At 69.7% G+C, this 23,939-nt stretch carries 18 protein-coding genes and 1 pseudogene; 5 read left to right on the top strand and 14 right to left on the bottom strand.

Annotated elements, in window-relative coordinates:
* Window positions 1–7 precede the first annotated feature (7 nt).
* The 4 genes from fdxA to ACZ5C2_RS13390 all read right to left on the bottom strand — a co-directional run bounded on the left by fdxA (window position 8) and on the right by ACZ5C2_RS13390 (window position 3,980).
* Window positions 8–307, bottom strand: coding sequence for a ferredoxin (gene fdxA, locus ACZ5C2_RS13375; RefSeq protein ID WP_468789677.1), 300 nt, complete (start codon window positions 305–307; stop codon window positions 8–10).
* On the bottom strand, window positions 304–1,371 hold the full coding sequence (locus ACZ5C2_RS13380; RefSeq protein WP_468789679.1) for a 2-oxoacid:ferredoxin oxidoreductase subunit beta: 1,068 nt from the start codon (window positions 1,369–1,371) through the stop codon (window positions 304–306). Before ACZ5C2_RS13380 ends, fdxA begins: the two co-directional genes overlap by 4 nt.
* Window positions 1,364–3,301, bottom strand: coding sequence for a 2-oxoacid:acceptor oxidoreductase subunit alpha (locus ACZ5C2_RS13385; RefSeq protein ID WP_468789681.1), 1,938 nt, complete (start codon window positions 3,299–3,301; stop codon window positions 1,364–1,366). Before ACZ5C2_RS13385 ends, ACZ5C2_RS13380 begins: the two co-directional genes overlap by 8 nt.
* Before the next feature lie 181 nt (window positions 3,302–3,482).
* Complete coding sequence (locus ACZ5C2_RS13390) at window positions 3,483–3,980, bottom strand: MarR family winged helix-turn-helix transcriptional regulator (protein WP_468789683.1); 498 nt, start codon at window positions 3,978–3,980, stop codon at window positions 3,483–3,485.
* 360 nt (window positions 3,981–4,340) lie between these two features.
* Here ACZ5C2_RS13390 and ACZ5C2_RS13395 point away from each other — a divergent pair, with 360 nt between their 5' ends.
* Window positions 4,341–7,175, top strand: coding sequence for a helix-turn-helix transcriptional regulator (locus ACZ5C2_RS13395; protein ID WP_468789685.1), 2,835 nt, complete (start codon window positions 4,341–4,343; stop codon window positions 7,173–7,175).
* Between the two features lie 96 nt (window positions 7,176–7,271).
* Here the strand turns inward: ACZ5C2_RS13395 and ACZ5C2_RS13400 are convergent, their stop codons facing one another.
* Window positions 7,272–7,973, bottom strand: coding sequence for an AfsR/SARP family transcriptional regulator (locus tag ACZ5C2_RS13400; RefSeq protein ID WP_468789687.1), 702 nt, complete (start codon window positions 7,971–7,973; stop codon window positions 7,272–7,274).
* A gap of 287 nt (window positions 7,974–8,260) precedes the next feature.
* Window positions 8,261–9,511, bottom strand: coding sequence for an FAD-dependent monooxygenase (locus ACZ5C2_RS13405; protein WP_468789689.1), 1,251 nt, complete (start codon window positions 9,509–9,511; stop codon window positions 8,261–8,263).
* Between the two features lie 215 nt (window positions 9,512–9,726).
* On the opposite strand from ACZ5C2_RS13405, the gene ACZ5C2_RS13410 reads away from it, so the two are divergent.
* Both ACZ5C2_RS13410 and ACZ5C2_RS13415 read left to right on the top strand, forming a co-directional pair.
* A complete protein-coding gene (locus ACZ5C2_RS13410; RefSeq protein WP_468789691.1) occupies window positions 9,727–11,265 on the top strand; it encodes a DHA2 family efflux MFS transporter permease subunit in 1,539 nt (512 codons plus the stop codon).
* Between the two features lie 110 nt (window positions 11,266–11,375).
* Entirely contained in the window at window positions 11,376–11,741 is a 366-nt protein-coding gene (locus ACZ5C2_RS13415) for a hypothetical protein (RefSeq protein WP_468789693.1), read from the top strand.
* A gap of 340 nt (window positions 11,742–12,081) precedes the next feature.
* Here the strand turns inward: ACZ5C2_RS13415 and ACZ5C2_RS13420 are convergent, their stop codons facing one another.
* The 8 genes and pseudogenes from ACZ5C2_RS13420 to ACZ5C2_RS13455 form a co-directional block, all read right to left on the bottom strand.
* A complete protein-coding gene (locus ACZ5C2_RS13420) occupies window positions 12,082–12,915 on the bottom strand; it encodes a 4'-phosphopantetheinyl transferase family protein (protein ID WP_468789695.1) in 834 nt (277 codons plus the stop codon).
* Window positions 12,916–12,918: 3 nt separating this feature from the next.
* The gene (locus tag ACZ5C2_RS13425; protein ID WP_468789697.1) at window positions 12,919–14,640 is read right to left on the bottom strand and encodes a hypothetical protein; all 1,722 of its coding nucleotides are present in this window, start codon (window positions 14,638–14,640) and stop codon (window positions 12,919–12,921) included.
* Complete coding sequence (locus ACZ5C2_RS13430; RefSeq protein WP_468789699.1) at window positions 14,637–17,309, bottom strand: AfsR/SARP family transcriptional regulator; 2,673 nt, start codon at window positions 17,307–17,309, stop codon at window positions 14,637–14,639. Before ACZ5C2_RS13430 ends, ACZ5C2_RS13425 begins: the two co-directional genes overlap by 4 nt.
* A 9-nt stretch (window positions 17,310–17,318) precedes the next feature.
* Window positions 17,319–18,209: an AfsA-related hotdog domain-containing protein gene (locus ACZ5C2_RS13435; RefSeq protein WP_468789701.1), complete on the bottom strand. Its 891-nt coding sequence runs from the start codon at window positions 18,207–18,209 to the stop codon at window positions 17,319–17,321.
* A gap of 323 nt (window positions 18,210–18,532) precedes the next feature.
* Entirely contained in the window at window positions 18,533–18,913 is a 381-nt protein-coding gene (locus ACZ5C2_RS13440; RefSeq protein WP_468790146.1) for an IS3 family transposase, read from the bottom strand.
* A gap of 459 nt (window positions 18,914–19,372) precedes the next feature.
* Window positions 19,373–19,837, bottom strand: coding sequence for a BBE domain-containing protein (locus tag ACZ5C2_RS13445; protein ID WP_468790148.1), 465 nt, complete (start codon window positions 19,835–19,837; stop codon window positions 19,373–19,375).
* Between the two features lie 402 nt (window positions 19,838–20,239).
* Window positions 20,240–20,509, bottom strand: a pseudogene (locus ACZ5C2_RS13450) (FAD-binding oxidoreductase); the annotation flags it as partial.
* Window positions 20,510–20,743: 234 nt separating this feature from the next.
* Window positions 20,744–21,712 carry an AraC-like ligand-binding domain-containing protein gene (locus tag ACZ5C2_RS13455; RefSeq protein WP_468789703.1) on the bottom strand — a complete coding sequence of 323 codons (969 nt, stop codon included), beginning with the start codon at window positions 21,710–21,712 and terminating at the stop codon, window positions 20,744–20,746.
* A 362-nt stretch (window positions 21,713–22,074) separates the two neighbouring features.
* On the opposite strand from ACZ5C2_RS13455, the gene ACZ5C2_RS13460 reads away from it, so the two are divergent.
* Entirely contained in the window at window positions 22,075–22,899 is an 825-nt protein-coding gene (locus ACZ5C2_RS13460; protein WP_468789705.1) for a hypothetical protein, read from the top strand.
* A 358-nt stretch (window positions 22,900–23,257) separates the two neighbouring features.
* Window positions 23,258–23,422, top strand: coding sequence for a hypothetical protein (locus ACZ5C2_RS13465; protein WP_468789707.1), 165 nt, complete (start codon window positions 23,258–23,260; stop codon window positions 23,420–23,422).
* Window positions 23,423–23,939 lie beyond the last annotated feature (517 nt).

A 23,939-nucleotide genomic window follows, 5' to 3' on the forward strand; every position in this document is an offset into this window, starting at 1 on the left:
CCTGCGCTCACGGTGCGGGCGGGTGCTCGACGGGCAGCAGGCCGACAGCTCTGGCACCGCCGGGCGAGCCGACGTCGGTGAAGGCGTCCTGGTTCACCTGCCGGTAGTGCTGCCACTGCTGCGGCAGTTCGTCCTCGAAGAGGATCGCCTCCACGGGACAGACCGGTTCGCAGGCACCGCAGTCGACGCATTCGTCGGGCTGTGTGCAGAGCATGCCGGTGCCTTCGTAGATGCAGTCCACGGGGCACTCCTCCACGCAGGACTTGTCCTTCACGTCCACGCAGGGCTGGGCGACGACGTAGCTCATGAGGCGGCCCCTTTCGAAGCAACGGTCCAGCTGTCGGCGCCGGCCAGCAGTGCGGTGAGGTCGCCCTTGCCGTCTCGCTCGATCGCGGTCTCCAGTTGGTCCGCCATGAGGGTGTCGTAGACGGGGCGGTCCACGGATCGGAAGACGCCGATGGGGGTCTGGTGGAGGGTGTCGGGGTCGGCGAGGCGGGAGAGGGCGAAGGCGGCGGTGGGGGTGGTGGCGTGGGCGTCGTGGGTCAGGATCCGGGATTCGTTGTCCGGGGTGACGGTGACGACCTGGAGGTCGCCGGTGGCGGGGTCGCGGACGACGCCCTTGTCGTTCTCGGCGCCGAAGCGGATCGGTCGGCCGTGTTCGAGGCGGATGACGGCTTCCTTGGCCTGGTCCCTGTCCTTGAGGGCTTCGAAGGCGCCGTCGTTGAAGATGTTGCAGTTCTGGTAGATCTCGACGAGAGCCGTGCCGTTGTGGTCGGCGGCCTGCCGCAGGACCTCGGTGAGGTGTTTGCGGTCGGAGTCGACCGTGCGGGCCACGAAGGATGCCTCCGCGCCGAGGGCGAGCGACACGGGGTTGAAGGGGGAGTCCAGAGAGCCCATCGGGGTCGACTTGGTGATCTTGCCGATCTCGGAGGTGGGGCTGTACTGGCCCTTGGTGAGGCCGTAGATCCGGTTGTTGAACAGCAGGATCTTGAGGTTGACGTTGCGGCGCAGGGCGTGGATGAGGTGGTTGCCGCCGATGGACAGTGCGTCGCCGTCACCCGTCACCACCCACACGCTCAGGTCGCGGCGGGAGGTGGCGAGGCCGGTGGCGATGGCGGGGGCGCGGCCGTGGATGGAGTGCATCCCGTAGGTGTTCATGTAGTACGGGAAGCGGGAGGAGCAGCCGATGCCGGAGACGAAGACGATGTTCTCCTTCGCCAGACCCAACTGCGGCATGAAGCCCTGGACGGCGGCGAGGACGGCGTAGTCGCCGCAGCCGGGGCACCAGCGCACTTCCTGGTTGGATTTGAAGTCCTTCATGGACTGCTGGGCCTCGGCCTTGGGGACCAGGCGGAGGAGGGGCTCAGGCATCGGTGGCCTCCTTGAGGACGGCGGCGAGCTGTTCGGCCTTGAAGGGCATGCCGTCGACCTGGGGGTGGCTGCGGGCGTCGATGAGGTATTCGGCCCGGATGAGGGTGGTGAGCTGGCCGAGGTTCATCTCGGGGACGATGACCTTCTCGTACCGTTTGAGGAGGTCGCCGAGGTTCTTGGGGAAGGGGTTGAGGTGGCGCAGGTGGGCCTGGGCGATGTGGCCGTTGTCGCGGCGGATGCGGCGGACGGCGGCTGTGATGGGGCCGTAGGTGGAGCCCCAGCCGAGGACCAGGGTCTGTGCGCCGTCGGGGTCGTCGACGTCGATGTCGGGGACGTCGATGCCGTCGATCTTGGCCTGGCGGGTGCGGACCATGAACTCGTGGTTGGCGGGGTCGTAGGAGATGTTTCCGGTGCCGTCCTGCTTCTCGATGCCGCCGATGCGGTGTTCGAGGCCGGGGGTGCCGGGTACGGCCCAGGGTCGGGCGAGGGTCTGCGGGTCGCGTTTGTAGGGCCAGAAGACTTCGGTGCCGTCGGCGAGTTCGTGGTTGGGTCCGGTGGCGAACTGTGTCCGTAGGTCGGGGAGTTCGTCGACGTCCGGGATGCGCCAGGGTTCGGAGCCGTTGGCGAGGTAGCCGTCGGAGAGCAGGAAGACGGGGGTGCGGTAGGTGAGGGCGATCCGGGCCGCCTCGATGGCCGCGTCGAAGCAGTCGGCGGGTGTCCTGGGGGCGACGACGGGGACGGGTGCCTCGCCGTTGCGGCCGTACATGGCCTGGAGGAGGTCGGCCTGCTCGGTCTTGGTGGGCAGGCCGGTGGAGGGGCCGCCGCGCTGGATGTCGACGATCAGCAGCGGCAGTTCCAGGGAGACCGCGAGGCCGATCGTCTCCGACGTGAGTGCGACGCCGGGGCCGGAGGTGGTCGTCACGCCGAGCGCGCCGCCGAAGGCGGCCCCCAGGGCGGCGCCGATACCGGCGATCTCGTCCTCGGCCTGGAACGTGCGCACACCGAAGTTCTTGTGCCTGCTGAGCTCGTGCAGGATGTCCGAGGCCGGGGTGATGGGGTACGAGCCGAGGTAGAGGGGCAGGTCCGCCTGGCGGGAGGCGGCGATCAGGCCGTAGGAGAGGGCCAGGTTCCCCGAGATGTTGCGGTAGGTGCCGGTGGGGAAGGCCCGGGTCGCGGGGGCGACCTCGTAGGAGACGGCGAAGTCCTCGGTGGTCTCGCCGAAGTTCCAGCCGGCCCGGAAGGCGGCGACGTTGGCCTCGGCGATCTGCGGCTTCTTCGCGAACTTCTGCCGCAGGAACGTCTCGGTGCCCTCGGTCGGCCGGTGATACATCCAGGACAGCAGCCCGAGCGCGAACATGTTCTTGCTCCGCTCGGCCTCCTTCCGGGACAGGCCGAACTCCTTCAGGGCCTCCACGGTCAGCGTCGTCAGCGGCACCGGATGCACCCGGTAGCCGCCCAGCGAACCGTCCTCCAGGGGCGAGGTCGCATAGCCGGCCTTGGCCATCGCCCGCTTGGCGAACTCATCGGTGTTGACGATGATCTCCGCGCCGCGCGGCACATCCGCGATGTTCGCCTTCAACGCGGCGGGGTTCATCGCGACCAGCACGTTCGGAGCGTCACCCGGAGTCAGGATGTCGTGGTCGGCGAAATGCAACTGGAAGGACGAGACACCCGGCAGAGTCCCGGCGGGCGCCCGGATCTCGGCCGGAAAGTTCGGCAGCGTCGACAGGTCGTTCCCGAAGGACGCCGTCTCCGCAGTGAAACGATCACCCGTCAGCTGCATGCCGTCACCGGAATCACCCGCAAAACGGATGATCACCCGGTCGAGCCGGCGCACTTCCTTCTCGGTGCCGTGGTTCGGCCTCGCCGGGGCACTGCGCTGCTCCCCGACCAGGGCCTCACCGGCCTCGCTACTGACCTGGCTGGTCACTGAACCGGACCTCCCTCGTGCACGGCTGTGCGCGCGGGACTGACCCGTCTGCCGTCCGGGGGACGCGCACTGGGCCCAAGCCTCGTACCGTCCGCTAAAGGAAGGCTTTGATGCGGCACTTCACGCTTCGGCGCGGGTGCTGCCGGGCCGCGAGGGGGCCAGGAAGGTGCCCGGTGGGCCGTCAGGCCTGCTCCCCGCCCTCGCGGGGCCGCCACGAATCGAGGAGCCACTGCGCCAGCCTGCGCATGACCTCGATGTCCTCATCGGAGAGGGAGCCGAAGTACGTCTTCTCGAACTCGTCCAGCAGTCGGTCGCCGCGCTTGAGGAGCTCGTGTCCCCGTTCCGTGGCGACCAGGCGGTGGCTGCGCCGGTCCGCGGGGTTGCGCCGGCGCTCGGCGTAGTGGCTGCGCTCGAGTTCGTCGATGACGCCGACCATCACGTTCGGATCGAGGCCGAGGCGGCGGCTGAGCTCCTGCTGCGACGACCCCTCCCGTTCCGCCAGGGCCGCCAGCACGCTGAACGCGCGGGGGCGCACTCCGGCCGTCCGGAGCGTGTCCTCCGCTCCCGCCATGAGGAGTTCGCCGATCCTGATCAGCTGGTAGGCCGTCCGCTGCTGCAGTCCGCAATCGGGATCACCGGTCGACCGCCACCCGGGCGGCAAGGCGGGGGTTTCGTTCATGCTTCCAGGATACCGGCTATTTACGATACATGAGCCATACTGTCCTGCCTGAATAAAGGTTGACCATAAAGGTCTTATGGCTGACATACTAATGGCGTCACGGATCATATGCTGGAGAGTTGATCATGGACTGCCGATGTCGCACCGTCCTGTCACCGGGACGTCCTCGGCAATCGGCGCACGCTACGCGCGCAGACCGGCGGCCGGGGTGCGGCATCCGCGTCACCGGAGCCGTCGCCCGTCCGCGGAACAGGGCGGCCCGGCCGGCCTGTTCGCCGGAGCCGTGTGCCGGTGGCGCCGGGCCCGCCCTCACGCGGCACACCCGCACCGGCTCTTACACGTTATTCACGGGGGGAAACTGTGAGACTGCTCGACCGCGACGGGGAGATATCGGCCTTCGCTCACGCACTGGAGGCCAGCGGCCGCGAGCGCGGCAGCGCGACGATCCTCTCGGGCCCGGTGACGAGTGGAAAGACCCAGCTCCTGACCGCATTCGGCGAGTACGCGGCAGATCACGGTGCCTTATGGCTCAGCGCCGTCAGCTCTCTCGACGAACAGAATCTTCCGCTCGGTGTCGTGCGCCAGCTCCTCGACGGTGCGGTGCTGCCCGACTCACCGGCCGGGGCACGGATCCCCGGTGTGCTCGACCGTCTTCCCCACGGCCCGCAGGACCGGGATCTGCCGCACGCGGCCGCCACGATGCGCGAGCTGTGGAGCGCTGTGCTGGCGCTGTCGAAGCAGCGGCCCGTCGTACTCGGCGTCGACGACGCGCACTTCGCCGACGAAGCCTCCCTGCAGTGTCTGCTCTACTTCGTCCGGCGTCTGGGCTCGGCCCGCGTGATGGTGCTGCTCACGCGCTGCGAGGGGTTCTCGCGGATGAACCCCGTCCTCGACGTCGAGCTGCCCCGCCAGCCGCACACCACCCTCGTCAGGCTGCGGCCGCTGTCCCGGCAGGCCGTGCGCTCCTTCCTCCTGGGCCGGCTCGGACCCGCCGTCACCGACCGGCAGGCCGAGGAGTGGTACGCCCTCACCCAGGGCAACCCGCTCCTGGTCCAGGCCCTGGCCGACGACATCGGCTGCCTGCCCGAAGGGCTGGCCGGCAGGCCGCCGCACGAGATGGTCGGCAGCACGTTCGCCCGGAGCGTGCTGGCCTGTCTGCACCGCGGGCACCCCGGCCTGCTGGCCGTGGCCCGCGGCATCGCGGTCCTCGAGAGCACCGAGCACGCAAGGGTCCTGGAGGACCTGATCGGCCTCGACGCGGCCGCGGTCGGACAGGCCCTCCACGAGCTCACCGGCCTCGGCCTGCTCGAGCACGGACGCTTCCGCCACGAGATCACCCGTACAGTGATCATCAATGATCTGGAGCCCGGCCGGCTGCCCCTGATGCACCGGCACATCGCGACGTGTCTGCGCGACCTCGGCGCCCCCGCCCTCGTCATCGCCAAGCACTTGGTGGCCGCCTCCCGGGCGGACGCGCCCTGGGAGCTCGGCGTACTGCGGGAGGCCTCGGCACGCGCGATCGGCTCCGCCCGATTCGACCTGGCCATCGACATCCTCGCGCTGGCCGCCCGTTCCGCCGCCGACCCACGCGACCGGGCCCTGATGACCGCCCTGCTCGCACACGCCGAGTGGTGCCGTGACCCCGGCCTGGCCACCCGTCATCTCGGCGCGCTCCGCACGGCCCTCGCCCGGGGCACCCTGAGCAGTGAGCACGCCCACGACGTCCTGGGCCCTCTGCTGTGGCACGGCCGGTTCGACGAGATCCCCCAGACCCTGGCGGCGCTGCGGGCGCAGGAGGCGGGCACGCCGGCCGAACTGTCCCCGCAGGTGCGGCTGGCCCACCAGCAGGTGATGTGCAGTGCCCCGCACCTGGTGCCGCCGGCGGTGCGGCCGCTGCCGACGCAGCACAGGACACAGTTCGCGTACGTGGCGGCGCGGCGCAGGGCGCTGGCGACGAACGCGCTGGCGGAGGTGCTCTGCGCGACGGCGGACGCGGCGGCCGTGTCGGGGGCCGAGGAAGTGCTGCGCAGCGCCGGGCAGGCGGACTTCGCCCCGGACGTTCTCGAACCTGCGCTCTTCGCCCTCATCTACACCGACCGGACCGAGCAGGCTGCTTACTGGTGCGAGCGGCTGGCCGAGAACACGGCCATGCTGAAGTCGGACACCTGGGCCGCGATGCTCTGCGCGATCCGGGCGGAGATCGCCGTGCGGCACGGGGCGCTCGGTGTCGCCGCCGGCCACGCCGAGCGGGCCCTGAGCATCCTGCCGGCGCAGAGCTGGGGGGCGGCGGTGGCACTGCCCCTGTCGTGCCTGCTGCGGGCCCGGTCGGAGATGCGTGAGCACGAGGCCGTGCAGCGGCTGCTCGGCAGCCCGGTGCCCGACAGCATGCTGCAGTCCCGATTCGGGATGCACTATCTCCACTCCCGCGGCCGGCATTACGCCGCGACCGGCCGGCCGTTGTTCGCGCTCGGCGACTTCATGGCCTGCGGCGACTACATGACGGCGTCGGGCATCGACATCCCGGCGCTCGTGCCGTGGCGCACGCACGCCGCCGAGGCACTCTTGCGTACGGGGCAGGAGACGCAGGCGGCGCAGCTGCTGGACAAGGAGGTCGCCCGGCTCGGCCCGGCGGCGCTGCGGGCCCGGGGGGTCGCGCTGCGCGTCCTGTCCCGGCTGCGTCCGGGGCCCCAGCGGCCACTGCTGCTGCAGGAATCGCTCGCCGCACTGCAGCCGTCCGGGGACATGCTCGAACTGGCCTATGTTCTCGTCGAGTTGAGCGAGGCGTTCCACGAGGCCGGTGATCTCAGCAAGGCTCGGATCGTGGGACATCAGGCCACGAGCACGGCGGAGCAGTGCGGGGCGCGCACCTTACTCGAACGCATGGGGCGGGTCGACGGCGGTCACCAGCGGGAGGACGTGCCGCCCGGCGCCGCGGGCGGACACCGCTCTTTCGGCCTCGGTGACCTGAGCGTCGCCGAGTGGCGGGTCGCGCGGCTGGCCGCCCATGGGTATACGAACCGTGAGATCTCCGCCAAGCTGCATGTCACCGTGAGCACGGTGGAGCAGCATCTGACACGTATCTACCGCAAGCTGGGCATCAGTGGCCGGGTGGGCCTGCCGAGCTGGCTGAGCACCCGGACCCCCGGGATGCCGGGGCCCGCCCCGCTCGCGTCCGCCGGCCTCACGCCGGCCTGAGGAGCCGCCAGGCCCTCAGGCCGGCGGGTTGCCGGGGCCGGCGGGTTGCCGGGGCCGGCAGGTCCCCGGGGCCGGCGGGTTGCCGGGGTCCTGTGACTACGCGGCGGCGCTGTCGATGCGGGTGTCGCCGGCGAGAATGGCGTGGTTCAGCTGCCGGAGAGTGCGGCACGGTTCGAGACCGAGTTCCTCTCTCAGCCGTGCGCGGGCCGTCTGGAAGACGGCGAGGGCGTCCGCCTGCCGGTCGGCCCGGTACAGGGCCTGCATCAGGTACCGGTAGAAGTTCTCCCGGAGCGGGTATTCGGCTGTCAGTGCGTAGAGCCGGCCGACGACCTCGCGGTGTCTGCCCAGTCGCAGACAGGCCTCGATGAGGGTCTCGGTGCATTCGAGGCGGGTCTCTTCGAGCCAGTTGGCGTAGGCGTACGTGATGATGCCTTCCCTCAGGTCGGCCAGGGCCGCGCCGCGCCAGATCCGCAGGGCCTGTTCCAGGACGAAGACGGCCTCGCCGTACTCGCCCTGGTGGTGGAGATCGCGTCCTTCGTCCATGAGCGACCGGAAGTCGTTCACGTCCATTTCATCGCTTCCGATGCACAGCATGTATCCGAGCGGGCGGGTCACGATGGGGCTTTGGGTGCGGGTCTCGCCCGAGCCGCTCGCCTTGAGGAATTTGCGCAATTGCGAGACATAGACGTGGAGCGCGGCGGTGGCCCGGCGCGGTGGTGCATCCCCCCAGATCTCGCGGATTAACTGATCGGTCGTGATGACCTGGTCGCAGCGTGCCAGAAGAGCGGCGAACAACACTTCGATCTTCCGTGCGTTGATGAAGGAAGGCTCTTTCGAACCTAGTACGCGTATGGGCCCCAGAACCTCGTACCGCATTGTTCTCCCCCTGCCAAGGCGCTTCTGGATCAAACAGATTCACCATGGCATCTTCACGCCTTGTTTCCCACCCCAGAGGGCCACCCCTACTGCCCCCTAGCGCTCCCTGCTCCCCCTGGCCGGCTGCCGGACGTTCGACTGTTCGCTTTCTTCCGGGCTTGTCGAGAACGTGGCAGGAGTGCCGTGGTGGCGGACGGTTCGGGTGCTCGTCACACCGCGGCCGGCTCCTGCCGTGCCGCGCCGAGGTCCACCGGGTCGACCGGGTGCGGTGTGCTGAGCACCTTGCCGAACAGCCGGTACTTCATCGGCAGCCGGTCCAGGGCCTGGAACTTCGCCCGGCGCAGGGCCGTACCGAGGTGGGTGTTCTGTGCGAGGGCTGTCTCCTGGCGCCGCTGGAACCGTGTGACCAGTGCCTTGTGCCTGCGCCGTACGTCGACGAACGGGGCGAGTTCCGTGGCTTTCACGGGAGACTTCGTACCGCCGTGCTTGAGGGCCCGGGCGATGAACGGGGTGATGCAGACCGTGTCCTGGATCGCCAGATTCACGCCCTGGCCCAGGATCGGGGTACAGGTGTGGGAGGCGTCCCCGATGAGCACCAGGCCGTCGCGGGTCCATTCGTCGACTTCCGCGGTGAATATCTCCAGAAATCCTGTGTCGTTCCAGGAGTTCAGATGCCCGTCGATCAGCGGCTTCAGGCGCGGCTCGATCGCGGCGATCCCGGCGCGGAAGGCGTCGAATCCTTCCTTGCGCAGTTCTCCCATTCCCCGCTTGGGGAGGTTGTGGCCGACCCGCAGGAAGTCGGGGTAGGTCGGCAGCACCACGAGGTGCTTGTTCCGTTCGACGACGAGGCTGGCCTCGTTGCCCCAGTCGGCGGGGCGGGGCAGCTTGAACGACAGGAAGTCTCGGTCCGCCGGGTGAATGCGGGCGTCGATGCCCGCTTCCTTGCGTACCTTGGAGAACCGTCCGTCGGCGCCGACCACCAGGCGCGCGCGGACCTCGACGCGTTCGTTGTCCTTCGTGCGCAGGACGGCGCCGCGGATCGCGTCGCCGTCGCGCAGCAGGCCGACGCACGCGGCGCCCGAGGCGTAGGTGTGGGTGGGCAGGGCGGCAGCGGCATCGTTGAAGATCTTGATCAGTGCGGGCTGCGGGATGTCGGTGGGCAGGGCGGGAACGTCGAAGCGTCCGTAGTCCAGGGAGAAGACGCGCCGCCCCTCCATGCGCATGGACACCGCGGTCGTCTCCAGATAGCCGTGTGCGCTCAGGGCGGGGCCGAAGCCCAGTCTGCGCAGTGTGACGACGGACGGGGCGGCCAGTGTCTCCCCGCGGAACTCGCGGTCGAGATGGGTCTGCTTCTCCGCGACCACGACATCGATGCCGCGGCGGGCCAGCAGACAGCCGAGCAGGGCACCGGCCGGTCCACCGCCGACGACAAGGACGTCCGTCTCGTTCGGGATGGTCATCTGTGCTCTCCCCATGCTCGGAGTCGACTGTTCGGCGCGAAAAATAGGCCGGCCTGCTTGCAGGGGCCTAAAGGAATGGCCGGTGGGGGTCGGGCGCCGGCCGGCGCGCGCACGAGGGGGCGGATCGGTCTTAAGCGCAGTACTAGGGCCGTCGTGCAGGCTGCACCGAGCACGCCGGTCCGTCATTTCTGCGTAGAAGAATTCGAGGAGCAATCGTGAGTATCAACGCCAAGGTCTCGCCCGAGGAGGGCGTGTCCGGCTCGTCGGCCGGCCCTCCCGCAGACAGCCGTCGGTGGTGGGTGCTGGTCGTGGTCTCACTGGCCCAGTTCATGGTCGGCCTCGACGCCACCGTCGTCAATGTGATGACTCCGACGCTGCAGTCGACGTTCGGGATGTCGACCACGGGTCTGCAGTGGGTCATGAGCATCTATGTGCTGCTGTTCGGCGGTCTGATGCTCCTGGGCGGCCGGCTCACCGATGTCATCGGGCGGCGCAAGGTGCTGCTCGCCGGTATCGCCCTGTTCACCGTCGGCTCGCTGCTCGCGGGCATCGCCGACAGCGAGACCCAGCTGCTGTGGGCCCGCGCCCTGCAGGGGATCGCCGCGGCGGGCGTCTCGCCCGCGGCGCTGTCCACCGTCGTCACCAGCTTCCCCGACGCCAAGGAACGCACCAAGGCGTTCGGTATCTGGGGTTCCATCATCGGTATCGGTGCCGCCTTCGGCACGCTGCTGGGCGGCGCGATCATCGACATCGGATGGCGCTGGGCCTTCTACATCAACGTGCCCATCGGCGTGCTGCTCATCGTGGCCGCTCTCGCGCTGATCCCCGGCGGTGCGCCGAGCGGTCCGCGCCCCAAGTCCGACGTCATGGGCGCTGTGACGTCCACGGCCGGTCTGCTCCTGCTCGTCTACGGAACGGTCAGCACGACCACCCGGGGCTGGGACGACGTGATCACTGTCGGCTCCTTCGCCGGAGCCGTCGTCCTGCTCGCCCTGTTCCTGCGCATCGAGAGCCGCAACGCGGCGCCGCTGGTGCCGCTGCGGCTGTTCCGGCAGCGCGGCGTGGTGGCCGGCGGCCTGGGCCAGCTGATCACCGCCGGCATCATGCTGCCCTGCTTCTTCATGCTGCCGCTCTACATGCAGTCGGTTCTCGGCTACACGCCGATGGAGACCGGGCTGGCGTACATTCCGACCACGCTCGCGATGATCTTCTTCGCACCCGTCGTCTCCAAGCTGATCCCGAAGGTCGGCCCGATGGCGTTGTACGTGACGGGGACGCTGCTTCTGGGCGCACTGATCGTGCTGATGCTCAACAGCCCGACCGACGCCGGCTACTGGTCCTTGATGATGCCGGTGACCGCGCTGCTCGGCATCGGTCTGCTGTGCTGCCTCATCCCCACTCCGGTGGTGGGCACCTCGCAGGCCACGGAGGAGGACGCGGGCACCACGTCCGCGCTGCTCAACTCAGCGACCGAGATCGGCAGCGCGTTCGGCCTCGCGGTCGCGGCGACCGTGATCCAGTCCCGTACGGCCCATTACATCGCCCAGGGCGAATCCCCGACCGAGGCGCTCAACAACGCGCTGCACAGCGGGTTCGCCGTGCTGTTCGTGTGGGTGGGCATCAGCCTCGTCGTCGGAGTGTTCGGGTTCCGCGGCATGAAGCCGGGCGTATCCCCGGAGCCGGAGGCGGTACTCGCCGCCGCGTCCGACGGTGCGCCGCTGGACAGCAAGGTTTCGGCCATCACGTCCCGTTGACCCACGGTGTGGCGCACGTCCCGGGGATGATCTCGCCGGGCGTGCGCCGCCCGCTTGTGTCCCCCGGCAGTCTTGAACCCGTCCCTCACCGTGGTAAGGACCTTCCCGTCATGAATGTCGTCGCCGCCGTATCTTCCTCCCTGCTCATCCTGGAGTTCGGACTCGCCGCGCTGACCTGGACGCCCGCCCTGGACGTCGCGGTCGCCCGGTACTCCGAGCTGGCGCATGTCCCTGCGGCTCCGCGGACCGTGACCCTGATCGGCCTGTTCGACACGATCGGTGTGATCGGCGTGGTCGTGGGCTTCTGGAAGCCGATGGCCGGCGTGCTCGCCGGCTCGGGGTTCGCGGCGCTGTGCGGCTGGATCCTGTCCCGGCAGATCTCCTACGGGGACCGCGGTTCCGCGCTCGTGCCCTACGCGCTGTTCGGCAGTGCCGCGGTGGCGCTGGTCGTCAGCCGGCTCATGGCCCGTTCCTGAGCTCGCCGGCCCGCCGGCTCCCGGGACGGCGGCGGGCACCGCGGCAGGAAACCGGAGTACGGCGTCGATGACGCCCCAGGAGCGCACGCGTGGACGGACGGCGTGCTCCCGGCGCTCCGCTCCGGCAGGCACGCCCTCGGATTGCGGCTTCGGCTTCGGCTTCGGCTTCGGATTGCGGCTTCGGCTTCGGCTTCGGATTGCGGCTTCGGTCCCATGATGCGTCACCCGGCCGCGGGCTCTTGGGGAGCAGGCGGGCCGTGTGCTCACCGCCGAATCGGCGGAGGACGAAATCGGGCGGCCCGTCCCACTCCTGGCCGGCTGCCCGCCCGGCGGTCCCGGATCACTCACCCGTCCCCGGGCGAGTGGTGCACAAGAGCCGCGCCCCACGTGCCGCCTCGTCATCCACCAGGGGCACGGGGCCGGCCGGCAGGCGGGGCCGACCGTCCGTCAGGAGGGCGGCACTGATCATGCAGCCGGCAACCGGCTCGAACACGGCGAACGTCCACGCTCCGGCGTCGGCGGTCCGGCCGTCGGGGAACTGCAGGCGCGGGTGGGGCTCCTGGAGACAGAAGCCGAAGTCGCCCAAGGAGAACCGCAGTCCCTGGCCCAGTGCTTTGGTGAAGGCTTCCTTCAACGTCCACAGACGCAGGAGCATGGCGTTGCGCTCGCTCGCGGGTGCGAGCCGCAGCCGTGCGAGCTCGGCCGGTGTGCAGATCTCGCGCTCCATCCCGGCCCGCAGCAGGAGCCGGTCGGTGCGTTCCACATCGACGCCGGCCTGTCCCACCGTCGTCAGGCAGACGAGGACGACGTCCTCGGTGTGGCTCAGGCTGACCGCGATGCGGTCGCATCCTCTCAGGTACGGTGCGCCGCCGGGCCGTGCGGCCAGTTCGATGCCGGCGGCCGGCATGCCGGTCACCGCGCTCACGGCGTGCTTGAGCAGGGCGCGTGACGCGGCGAGGCGGCGGCCTGAGGGCAGCGCCCGCGTCCGTTCCCAGCGCACGGCCTCGTCCCCCAGCAGTGCGTGCACGGCGGTGTCGTCGCCCAGCGGCCATTCGGTGCAGCGGGAGTAGGCCAGGGCCGTTCCCGTGCGGGCGAGATCGGCGCGGAGCGGGTCCCAGGGGCCGTGTGGTCCAAAGACATGGCGTGGCGGCGGCAGGGGGTGGGTGAGCGGCATTCCTCAGGCCACCGGCGCGGCGCGGTGCGCGCCGAAGTCCTCGTCCGCGGCGCAGTGGCGCAGGGCTTCGTCGTGGATGTGGCGGTTCTCCGCGGCCGGGGAGGCGCTCGCCGCCCGGAGTCCCAGGCGGCGGCCGAGGCGGCGCAGTGTCGCGGTGATCCATACGGCGTCGGCGAAGTGCCCCTGTCCGGTGCGGCTCGCCTCCTGGTGGCGGCCCAGGCATGCCGCGGCGGTCAGCAGGAGCATGTAGCGGTCGGTCATGGCCAGGTTGCGGGGGTCGGAGGTCAGGGACGGGTCTGTCAGCGGCAGCCGGGCGAAGTGGCGGCGCACGCGGCCGAGTTCGGCGGTGAACGCGGTGATGAGCCGGGTCAGTTCGTCATGGCCGGCTGCCCGGGCCCGTCCGCCGGCCGCGGGCAGGACGGCGCTGAGACTGTCGGTCCTGCTGAAGGGGACGAGCTGCTGCCATGCGAAGCCCGGCAGGTCACCACCGGTGGCGAACAGGCGGGCAGGGGCCGAGGAGTTGTTGAACCATGCATGCCGGGCGAGGAAGGGCAGGTGGGGCAGTGCGATGGCGCGGCCCGTGAACGCGCCGGGCCATTCGGGGGCGAGGGCACGCACGTGGTGGGCCTGGTGTGCGAAGTGCGGCTCGTCGCCGTCCCTCCACAGGGCTCGCGCTCCCAGCAGCGGGCCGAGGTCCTGCAGGGCGTCCTCGATCAGCATGGGTACGACACAGCTCACCGTCGCCGACAGCACGGCCGTCTCGCCCGGCAGGACACCGAGGGCACGCGCGGCCGTCGTGGCCAGGGCTTCGGCGGCAGTCAGGTCCAGGAAGGCTCCGGCAACGGCCCGGGCCACGCCCCGCGACCCCATTCTGCCCACGGCGGGACCCGGCGCCCCGGTCAGCCGCCGCAGGGCCAGCCTCAGGCAGGTGTCCGCCGTGCCGAGCAGCAGGGCCGGCACCACGGTGCCGGTGACCTGGAGCGTGCGCAGGAACAGCGCCGTACCCCGGCCGGGCTCTGCCACCGCGGCGGCCGGCGGCAGCAGGCAGCGGGTGAAGCGGACACCGCCGGGCAGCCGCAGGCCGGCCCGGCCGTGCGGCACCGCGCCGAGGCCGGCGAGGAGTACCGTCGCGCCGCCCGGCGCCGTGACACCGCGGGGTGGCGCGACGGTCGTGTACAGCAGCAGCGCGGCCGCCTCAGGGCTGGCGGTGAGGGGAGTGCGGGTGCCGTCGAGGAGGTAGCCGTCACGGGTCTGCTGCGTGTGCAGTCCGTCGGGGGCGAAGACCTGGCCGACGGTGTGGGGGCCGCGGGACAGGGCGAGGGTGCCGCCCTGCAGCAGCAGGTCCGCGACGTGACGCTGCTGCTGCGGGGAGCCGGCACACCACACGTGCAGGGCGGCGGTGAGAGGGGCGGCCGCCAGGGCAATGCCGGCAGCGACGTCGTGCCGGAAGACCGGCCGCAGCGATTCGACCAGGGTGTCGGCCCGGTCGAGAACACCTCCCAGCGCCACCGGCACCAGCACCGGCCCGAGACCCGTGGCACCAGTGCCGGTGCGGCCGTCGGTGCCGGTACGGCCGTCGGTGCCGGTACAAGCACCGGTACGGCCGTCGGTGCCGGTACAAGCACCGGTACGGCCGTCGGTGCCGGTGCGGGGCGGTGACGGATGCGGTGCGTCCGAGCGCCGGGGCACGACACGTGCTGCGGCTGTCGTACCGCCGGGGGTCACAGCGCCCCCTGTGCCAGGGGTTCGCTGATCTCCCAGACACCCGGCCGCAGTTCCAGCGGGTCGCCGTGGGCCATGCCCATGCGCAGACTGTCCGCGACCCGGCGGGCGTAGGCATTCCACCGCCGGTCGCCCAGAGTGCCGGCCGCCCGCGCGCACTCCTCGAGGCTGCTCAGCGCCAGGTCCAGTTCGCCGCCGCGCAGTGCGGCGAAGGCCTGTCCGCGCCGCGCGTCGGCCAGACCGCGCAGATCTCCTTCGGCATGGCACAGCAGCGAGGCCTTGGCATACATACGGCTGGCCTTGACGAATTCACCACGGCTCAGTTCCACATCGGCCAGGCCGGTCAGGGCCCGCGCCCCGGTCCGCCCGTCGGGCGTCTGGCGTGCCAGGGTCCTGGCCCAGGCGTAGAGGGTGCTGGCTTCGGTGAACTGGCGGCGCTGCCAGGCCAGGGCACCCTGGGAACACAGGATGGATGCCTCGGCCGCCGGGTCCTGTGCACGGCGGGCGGCGGTCAGGGCCAGCTGAGAGAGGCTCTCCCACGCCTCCCAGTCACCGACGGCCTCCAGGTAGCGCAGGAAAGGATCGGCCAGTGTCCAGGCCAGCTCCCACAGACCCGCGTCGTGCGCCCGGCGGACGGCATCGGCGACAGCCGTCCGCTCCGCGCTGAACCAGCGCAACGGCCAGGCTCCGGCGGTGTGTCCGACGGCGACGGACACCGGCACGGCGCCACCACCGGCCGGCACGGTGTCCTCGCCGTCCGGCTGGACGGCGCGGGCGCCCGGAGACAGCAGCGCATCCGCGTGACGGGCAAGGGTGCGGTAGCCCGTGCACAGGCGCAGCGTGGCGGCCCGGGTCTCCTCCTGCGGCCGCTGTGCGAGCAGTTCACCGGCCAGCGCACGCGACAGTTCATCGCTCACGTAGCGCACCGGCTCGCCGCTGTCGTGGCGGGTGGTGAGCAGCCCGGCCCTGACGAGTGCCTCCATCGCGCGCTCGGCATCGTCGGCAGGCACACCGAGCAGCGCGGCCCCGCTCCAGGGAGCGAAGTCGGGGCGTGGGGCAAGGGCGAGCATGGTGAACGCGTGCTGTTCGGTGTCGTGGAGTTCCTGGTGGCCGGCGAGGAGACGGCTGCGGACGTCCTGGTCGCCCAGTGCCAGGACATCCAGACGGGAGCGTTCGTCGGTGAGCCGGGTCAGCAGCACCTCGGGGGACCAGTGCGGGCGGTCGGCCAGGGCAGTGGCCGCGCTGCGCAGCGCCAGCGGTGAGTGGCCGCACAGTCGGGCGATGTCGGCTGCGGTATCGTCCGCGACCGGTGTGCCGGTGTGGGCGCGCAGCAGCTCGGCCGCCGCACCGGGGGTGAGCGCGGGCAGCGGGAGAGTGCGGCTCGCGGCAAGACCGGCCAGCGGTCTGCGGCTGGTGACCACAAGTGTGCTCGCCGTGGCCGCCAGCGCCACGGGCTCGATCTGATCGGCACCGGACGCCTCGTCCAGAACAAGCAGCAGCCGGCGCCCGGCCACGGCCACGTGCAGCAGATCGGACAGCTCCTCCACGCCCGCCCGCGGATCGGGCGCGGGACTGTCGGGGCCCGGCCGCAGAAGCCGGAGCAGCCGTGACAGCACCGCATGAGCACTCAGCGGCATCCCCTGCGCCGACCGCAGGCTGACGAACACCCGCCCGTCGGGAAAGTGACCGGCGCTGCGGTAGGCCAGCTCCACGGCACAGGCGCTCTTGCCGACACCTGCGGCCCCTGTGATCCCAAGCACCGCGACAGGCGGCGTGCCGTCACTGCCGAGCAACTGCTTCTCGGCGGCGTCGAGCTGCTCCTCCCGGCCCGCCAGCCGCACGGCGGGCCGGGGCAGCCGGACCACGGGCGACGGCACCGATGCCACCTCGACAGCGGGCCCGCCGGCCAGACACTCGTCGAAATGGGTGATCCGCTCCGCGCGCAGCATCCTTTGATGCAGCTCCCGCAGAGCGGATCCGGGATCGATGCCCAGCTCCTCGGCCAGCGAACGGCGAATCCGTTCGTAGGCCGTCAGAGCCTCGGACTGCCGGTTGGACCGGTACAGGGCAACCATGAGATGGGCATGAAGAGTCTCCCGCAGCGGATACTCACGCACCAGACCGGTCAGCTCACCCGTCAGCCGGCGATGCAGCCCCAGCCACAGATCGGCGGCGATCCGCTGCTCCAGGACATCCATCCGTAACAAGTCGATCCGCGAAGCAGCCGCCTCCAGACGCTGCCCCTGCACAACCCCAGCAAGAGCAGGACCGTGCCACAGCCCCAGCGCCTCGTGCAGCGCCTTGCCCGCCTCCGCGAACTCCTGGCGGCTGTAAGCCTCCTCACCCCGCGCACGCAACCGGTCGAAACGCTGCAGATCCACATCACCGGCGCCGGTGTGCAGAACATAGCCGGGAGGCCGGGTCTCAAGAACGGCACGCCCGTCACCGGCGTCCGGCCCCGGAGACAGCACCTTACGCAACTGCGAAATGTACACATGCAGTGTCGTCGTCGCGGTACGCGGTGGCGCACCGTTCCACAGCTCATCGATGAGACTGTCGGTGGACACCACCGTGTTCGCCCCTACCAGCAACGTGGCCAGGACGGTACGCAGCTTCGCCGCGGTAGGAGTCTCAGGTTCGGCCTGCAACGGGCCCAGAAGACGAAATCGCATACGCATTCCTCAGCAGTCCTGCAGTACCGACATGGTGACCGTGCTGACCCGTCGCTCACCCTGGGCATGCTCGATATTCACCGGAACCATCGGCCGGCCCATCGGATCCCGTCGTATCTTCCCCGGCTCCACGGAACACCGCACCGGCAGAGAATCGTCCAGAGGCGTGTTCATCAGCGACGACCAGCGCGTCGGCAGACAGTGCGCCGTGTCGAACTGACGCAACTCGGCCGCCGCGAGGATCGCCGCCTGCCGCGACGCCTCCAGAAGCAACGCGGTATCCGCCCGCTCCGAACGGCACGGATCGAACACGGGATTGTCGGGATGCGCGATGACATCCATCAACAATTTCTCCCCCCGCACCACCTGCGGCCCGTGGACCGTCACATTACGCACGTCCCCACGGCCCACCCTGGCCGGACGCAACCGCCCAAGATCCTCGGCGAGCAACCGCGGCCGGCCTGCCTGCTCATCGAACCCCCGCCGCTGCCGCCCGATCCCCAGACGGGCACCGACCACCGCGCACCGCCCGCCCCGGACCCGCACCTCACCCACGCACTCGAACCCCGTCGGCGCCCCCGCGGCACCGACCGGACGAACCCGCAGATCGACAGCGGCCACACTCTGTTCCTGCCCGGCGGCAAGCCACACATCAATGTCCGTGATATCCACCCTGCCCGAAACCACGGAAACACGCCCCCGCCCCGCAAAACGCCTGGCCACCAGAGCCGAAACAGACTCCATCGCCTCCGTCAGGAAACCGAGATCCCCCACCCGCTCCCCCGGCTCCTCAAACAGTAAGTTCCTCCCCGGCAACTCCTCCGACAGGACGAACCGGTAATCATCACCCGACACCGTCGCCCCGAGAAAGAACTCCTCCGGTGAGACCGGACGATGCACCAGATGACGCGACCTGGACACACGCCCCGGAAAAGCCCCCCGGCCGACACTTTCCACGCCCCCGTCCACCGGGGCCAAAGAAACCGACACCACCGAAATCCCCCCTCGCATCCCGACCCGACACACGCCCGGCACCCGGCCGGACAACACCAGCCACACATCCTCCCGACAACACCCACCCTAGGAACAACGCATCGAAAATCACCATGACAAGACACTGGCAACCCCCCACCAAGAGCCCCGCACACCCTGGCAACTAGTTGCTACACCCAACCGCCGCACCGACGTCAGTGGCACACACTGGGGGTACACGGCAGTGACTCTTACGGAAAAAAGCCCGGACTCTGACCACTGCAGCACAGCAAGAAAGCCATCACCGCACCCCGCCCTACACGGGCACAGGCCCGAGCGGCGAACGTGGCCGCTGCCGTGAAGTCGCGGCCCACCAGGTCCAGTGACGCGAGTACCGTGCGGTCCGCTCTGGTCAGGCCCCGGCGCCGTCTGCGGGTGACCCCGCTGATGCCGTGCTCGCGCATAAGCCGCTCGACGCGTTTGTGGTTGACCCGCTGCCCTTGTCGGCGCAGGGCCGCCGTGATCCGGGGAGACCCATATGCCTGGCGGGAGGTGGTGTGCAGGCGCCGGATCTCGGTGACCAGCTCGTCCTGACAGCGCGCCCGTTCCCGGGCGGCTTCCCGCGTGGCCAGGTAGGCGTAATAACCCTAGCGGGACACGCCCAGAATCCGGCACAGCAGAGCGACACTGTGGCCACCGGGGTTCGTCTCGGTGGCCTCTCCGCATCGCTGAACGCGTAGCGCACGGCTACTTCGTCGACTCCCTCGCGAAGAAGACCGCGGCCTTTTCAGGACCTCGATCGTCTGCTGCTGTTCCCGGTTCCCCCGCCCCAGACGACGCAGCTCTTCCTTCTCGTCGCTGCTCAGCGTGCCGCCCGCCGGCCCTTAACCCCCGGTCGGCCTTGTCCTGGTTGACCCAGTTCCCCAAGCCCTCCAGGCTCACCCCGATCTGCCGGGTGACGAGCCAGCCAGAAAAACCGCCCCAAACCGCCCTCGCGGGCGAAAGTCGGATGAGGCAGAACGGCTCCGCGTACACGAACCACGGAGCCCTGGGGCCCGAACGGAGGTTCGGACCCCCTAAGGACGACACCCTCATCCGCCCGGCCGGATGTTGCGGTTGACGCGGAAGACATTGTCCGGGTCGTAGTGCGCCTTGATCTGACGGAGGCGCTGGTAGCTGCCCCGGTACGCATCGGCGGTTCTGGTGGCGTCGTCCTCGGCCAGCTGGAAGTTGACGTAGTTCCCGCCGGTCGAGAACGGACGGATCCTCTCCCATCCCTCGCGTACCGCGGCCACGATCCCGTCGCCGTCGGCCTGCGCAGGCCACACTCCGGAGAAGCCGCTGATGAACCGGGCTTCCCGGTTTCCGACCGCTCCGCCGTCACCGTCGGACTCGTTCAACGCACCGGCGAGGTGGAAGATGACGGAGAAAGACAGGGGGGACGCGACCTCCAGTGCGGCGTCCCGGAAGGTGGCGAGGTACTCGGCCGGCAGGCCGGGGAGAAACTCAGCCTTCCAGTACTGGTTCAGCCCTTTGGGCTCCATCGCGTCGATCATTGATTGCTGGGCCACGTACGGCTTCGCCCCGATCAGGTTGAAGATCGGCTCTCCGAGTGCACGCAGCGGGGCGAGGTCGGCCTCGGCGTTCGCACCGCTGTGGCACACGAGCAGTGCGGCGACGGGCTTGAGGTGCCACTCATCGGGGACGAACGGTGCGGGCGGCGCGAGCCGGACGAGCGCCACCGCCGTCAGCTCGCGGGGAGCGGCCGCGGTGAGTTCCCGGTACGTCGCGAGGACTTCGTCCGCCCGGTCGGCGCTCCTGGCGGCCAGGCCGCCGGTGATGACGGGGCCGACATCGTGCAGCCGGAAGGTGAAGCGGGTGACGACGCCGAAATTGCCGCCGCCGCCTCGGATCGCCCAGAACAGATCCGGGTTCTCCGCCCGGCCGGCGGTCCGTATCCTTCCGTCCGCCGTGACGATCTCCACCTCCTCCAGGTTGTCGGCAGACCAGCCGAACCGGCGCGTCAGGTAACCGAATCCGCCGCCGAGGGTCAGACCAGCGACTCCCGTCTCGGACACGAACCCGAGCACCGTCGCGAGCCCGTACTGCTGGGTCGCCCGGTCGACGTCCCGCAGCAGGCACCCCGGACCGGCGTGCGCGAGGCGGGCGGCCGGGTCCACGGTCACCTCGCGCATGCGGGACATGTCCAGGGTCAGACCGCCGTCGGCGAGTGCCGTTCCGGCGACGGCCCAGCACTCCGCCGCGAGGGCCGGGGGTTCGGCCTACGGCGCGAGCGTGAGCGCGTCAGTCGGCTCGGGTTGCGCTCGACCGCGCCCGTACGGTGCCACGACCGCGGAGCTCACCGAAACCGGAGAACTGACGAAGAACTGGCATTGGTCGCCTGATCGCAGCCCCGGACCGAGCATCCACGGTCGGTCACGCGAAACGCGGCCGCGCGATCATCACGCCAAGGAGCGGGGGTGGTTTTGGTCGCGCCAGGCCCGAGGCGAGATTCCGTACGTCTGTTTGAACACCTTGCTGAAGTGGGTGGCGTCCACGAAGCCCCACCGTCGTCCTATCGCCGCGATGGTCCGCAGTCGGCCGTTCGGGCCGGCCAGCTCTCGCCTGCATTCGGCCAGGCGGTGTGTACGGATCCAGTCTCCGAGGCTGATTCCCGACCGGGACAGCACAGCGTAGAGATGACGCACGGAGATGCTGTGTGCTGCGGCGATCCGTGCCGCAGACAGATCGGGATCAGCCAGGTGCTCCCGGATGTATTGAGTGATCCGCAGGCTGAGTGTCGCCTCCAAGGGGTCCTTGGCCAGGCTGAGGTTGCCGTGCTGGGACGTCAGGACGGCACGGAGGAGTTCGACGCTGGGTTGCACGGCGGCGTCGGCGTGCACACCCTGATGCAAGTCGTCGCTGACGGCCAGTTGGGCAAAGTAGGTGAAGGCGAGGCGCGCAACGGGGTTGTCGGCTCCCAGGGGGACAGCGGTGATGTCCCGGAGTAACCGGTCGGGGAGGGCGAGTGCCGCGCGGGGGAAACGGATGAAGCGGAAATCGACTCCCTCGTCGAAGAGATGCGTGTAAGGAGCAATCGATTCGTAGACGGCAAATTCCCCCGGCCTCAGCAGGCACTCGCGACCGTTCTGCACCACCACGCTGCCGCCCGTCATCTGAACACCGAGAGTGACGGCCAGCTCCTCGTCCTTTCGGGCGAGCCGCTCCGTCCGACGGAGAGTGACCGCGGTCGCCCGCGCCGAACAGATCCTGACGGGCCCCACGGTGCCGAGCCCGATGCGAACGGAGATGTCCTCAGCCGCAGGACGGTGGTCGATATCGACTGCCACCATGGATTCCCACACCGCGTTCCGGACCACTTCCTCCCGGTCCCGCGGCGGTATGAACGCGGTGTCCAGGACCGGGCTCATGAGGGAGACCCTCGTCCGTTTCGGTCACAGAGCCAGCCTGACAATACCTCGGCCCGTTCCCCCACAAGTCCCCCTCGACACGGACGGTTCAGACGTCATTTTGGCCGGATTCGATCTCCCTGTGCAACGGCTTCGACGGAGCACACACAGGACCCTCACCTGATGCGGCGTCAACTTGAGGCGGCGCACTACTGACCAAGTTTCCTGCACGGATGACAAAGTTCCGAAGCCCACGATGACCCTAAGGTCCATGGTCGAGGCCGTCACTCTTGAGGTGGCAGTGAAACTTTTGCCAATCGGCACAAGAGTCGGCTGTCGTCACAGAGGCGCCTCAGTAACCACAGAGATGAATCGGGGAACCTGTGCGCATCACCGCAACAACACGAAGGGTCAGGAAGAACCTGGCGGCCTTCGCCGTTACCGCCGCTCTCGTAGGCGCCGGGACCGTCGCAGGCGCCTCCAGCGCCTCGGCCGCCACCACCTGGCAGGCGATGGACAAGGTCTGCAAGTCGTACACCACCTCCGACGGCGTCACTCCGAAGGGGCAGATCTGCGCCGAGGTGCAGAAGCGCGTCACCGACACCGGCTCGGTCACCGGCTGGCGGGGAAGGGTGATCCTCTCCCCCGTCAACGGCTACGGGATGAAGCCGACCACCTATCACTGGTACAGCGGCGCCCTCGCCCAGGTCTGCACGGGCGGCTGCACCATGAAGACCGCCGCGTGGACCTCCGCCTGGTCCCCGGTCCGGACCCTCGGCTCCGGGCCGTACAAGGTACAGGGCGAGTTCAGCGACGGCCTGGTCTGGGACCTCCACGCCTCCTGGGGCAGGTGGCAGACGGCGGCCGAGAAGTGCGCCACGTACGCGGCCGGCACGGTGTGCGTGCGGTACCAGGTACGCGGCTACCGCGACATCCGCCAGGAGCGCAGCCGCCTCACCTACACGCCGGCCAGCGGCGGTTACATAATCCCGCGGTCGATCAAGATCGGATCCATCATCGACGGCGTCAGCACGTCCAAGACCCTCAACCTCTGCGACCCGTCGTGCACCAAGCGGACGCGCGCCTACTCCGCGACGGTGACCCGGGCCACACCCAACCCCGCCGGCTCGAACGAGTACTACGCCACCGGTACCTTCAAACGGCCCAACGGCACGACGTCGACCCTGAAGGCAGCGATCACCGGCTGACCCCGGCACAACCGCTCACCACGAAGGCCCGGTCCGCGGGACCGGGCCTTCGTGGTGAGCGCCCAGCAGGGGCGATTGCTTGAGGCGTGAAAGTCCCCTGAGGGACGAGGTGGTGCCAACCCGGAGCCCGGAGGCAAGGGCGTCATCGTGAGGTGGGGTCTGGAGGAAGCCGAGGCGAGACCCGGGTAGCACGGAACACGAACCGGGTACGAGGCGTGCTGGTCGGGTGAGCCTGCATGGCAAGGGGAAGCCCGTCACCGCCGGGAAGCAGCGGGAAAACGTTCTTCGGTCGACCGGGAAGCGATCTTCAACTGCTTCTGTCCCGCCTGGTCAGCGGTACTCGTGAACACCCCCGACGTTGAAGGAGCGGCGCAGCCTCTGCCGCGAGGATGTTGCTGGGGTCATCGAGCAGCACCGGGCAGACAGCCGCAAGTACCGGCTCGTCCACAACACGCTGCAGAACCTCATCGTGATCTTCTCCGCGGCCACGACGACCGTTGTCGCCCTGGATACCGGTAGCTAGCTGACCTGGCAGAACGTCTCTATCGTCGCCATCGGGCTCACCGTCACGCTGTCAGCCGCCTTCACCGGCTACTACAAGCACCGCGAGCGCAGTCAATTCCTGCTGCAGACCGCCGACACACTCGAGGCGCCAACGCCGTCGCCCTCGGCATCGGCCCCTACAAGGACTTCGGCCCGGACCAGGAGCAGCAGGCACTGGAGACCCACCGCGGAGTTCGCTGCGACTCCTGCAGGCCGCGTCCGGCCAGGCCGTGCGCCGACGGCGGCGGCCGGCCGGTGAAAGTCGCCGGCCGGCCGACCGGGACGCTCCGCACGCCGTCGCCACCACCGCCCGTGCGACGACGGCGACCACGGTGAGCAGCACGGCGATGGTCTCTGTCCAAGCCCGTCGTGCTCGGCGAGGCCGAGCTGAGGCGACTTCTCCAAGACGACAAGGCAGCACCAGGCAATCCCCCGAAGGGGGTACCGCAACCCACATGAGTGATCGAACACAGCATCACAACCCACTTCACCCGGCC

Source organism: Streptomyces sp. NPDC031365 (genome assembly GCF_055569765.1).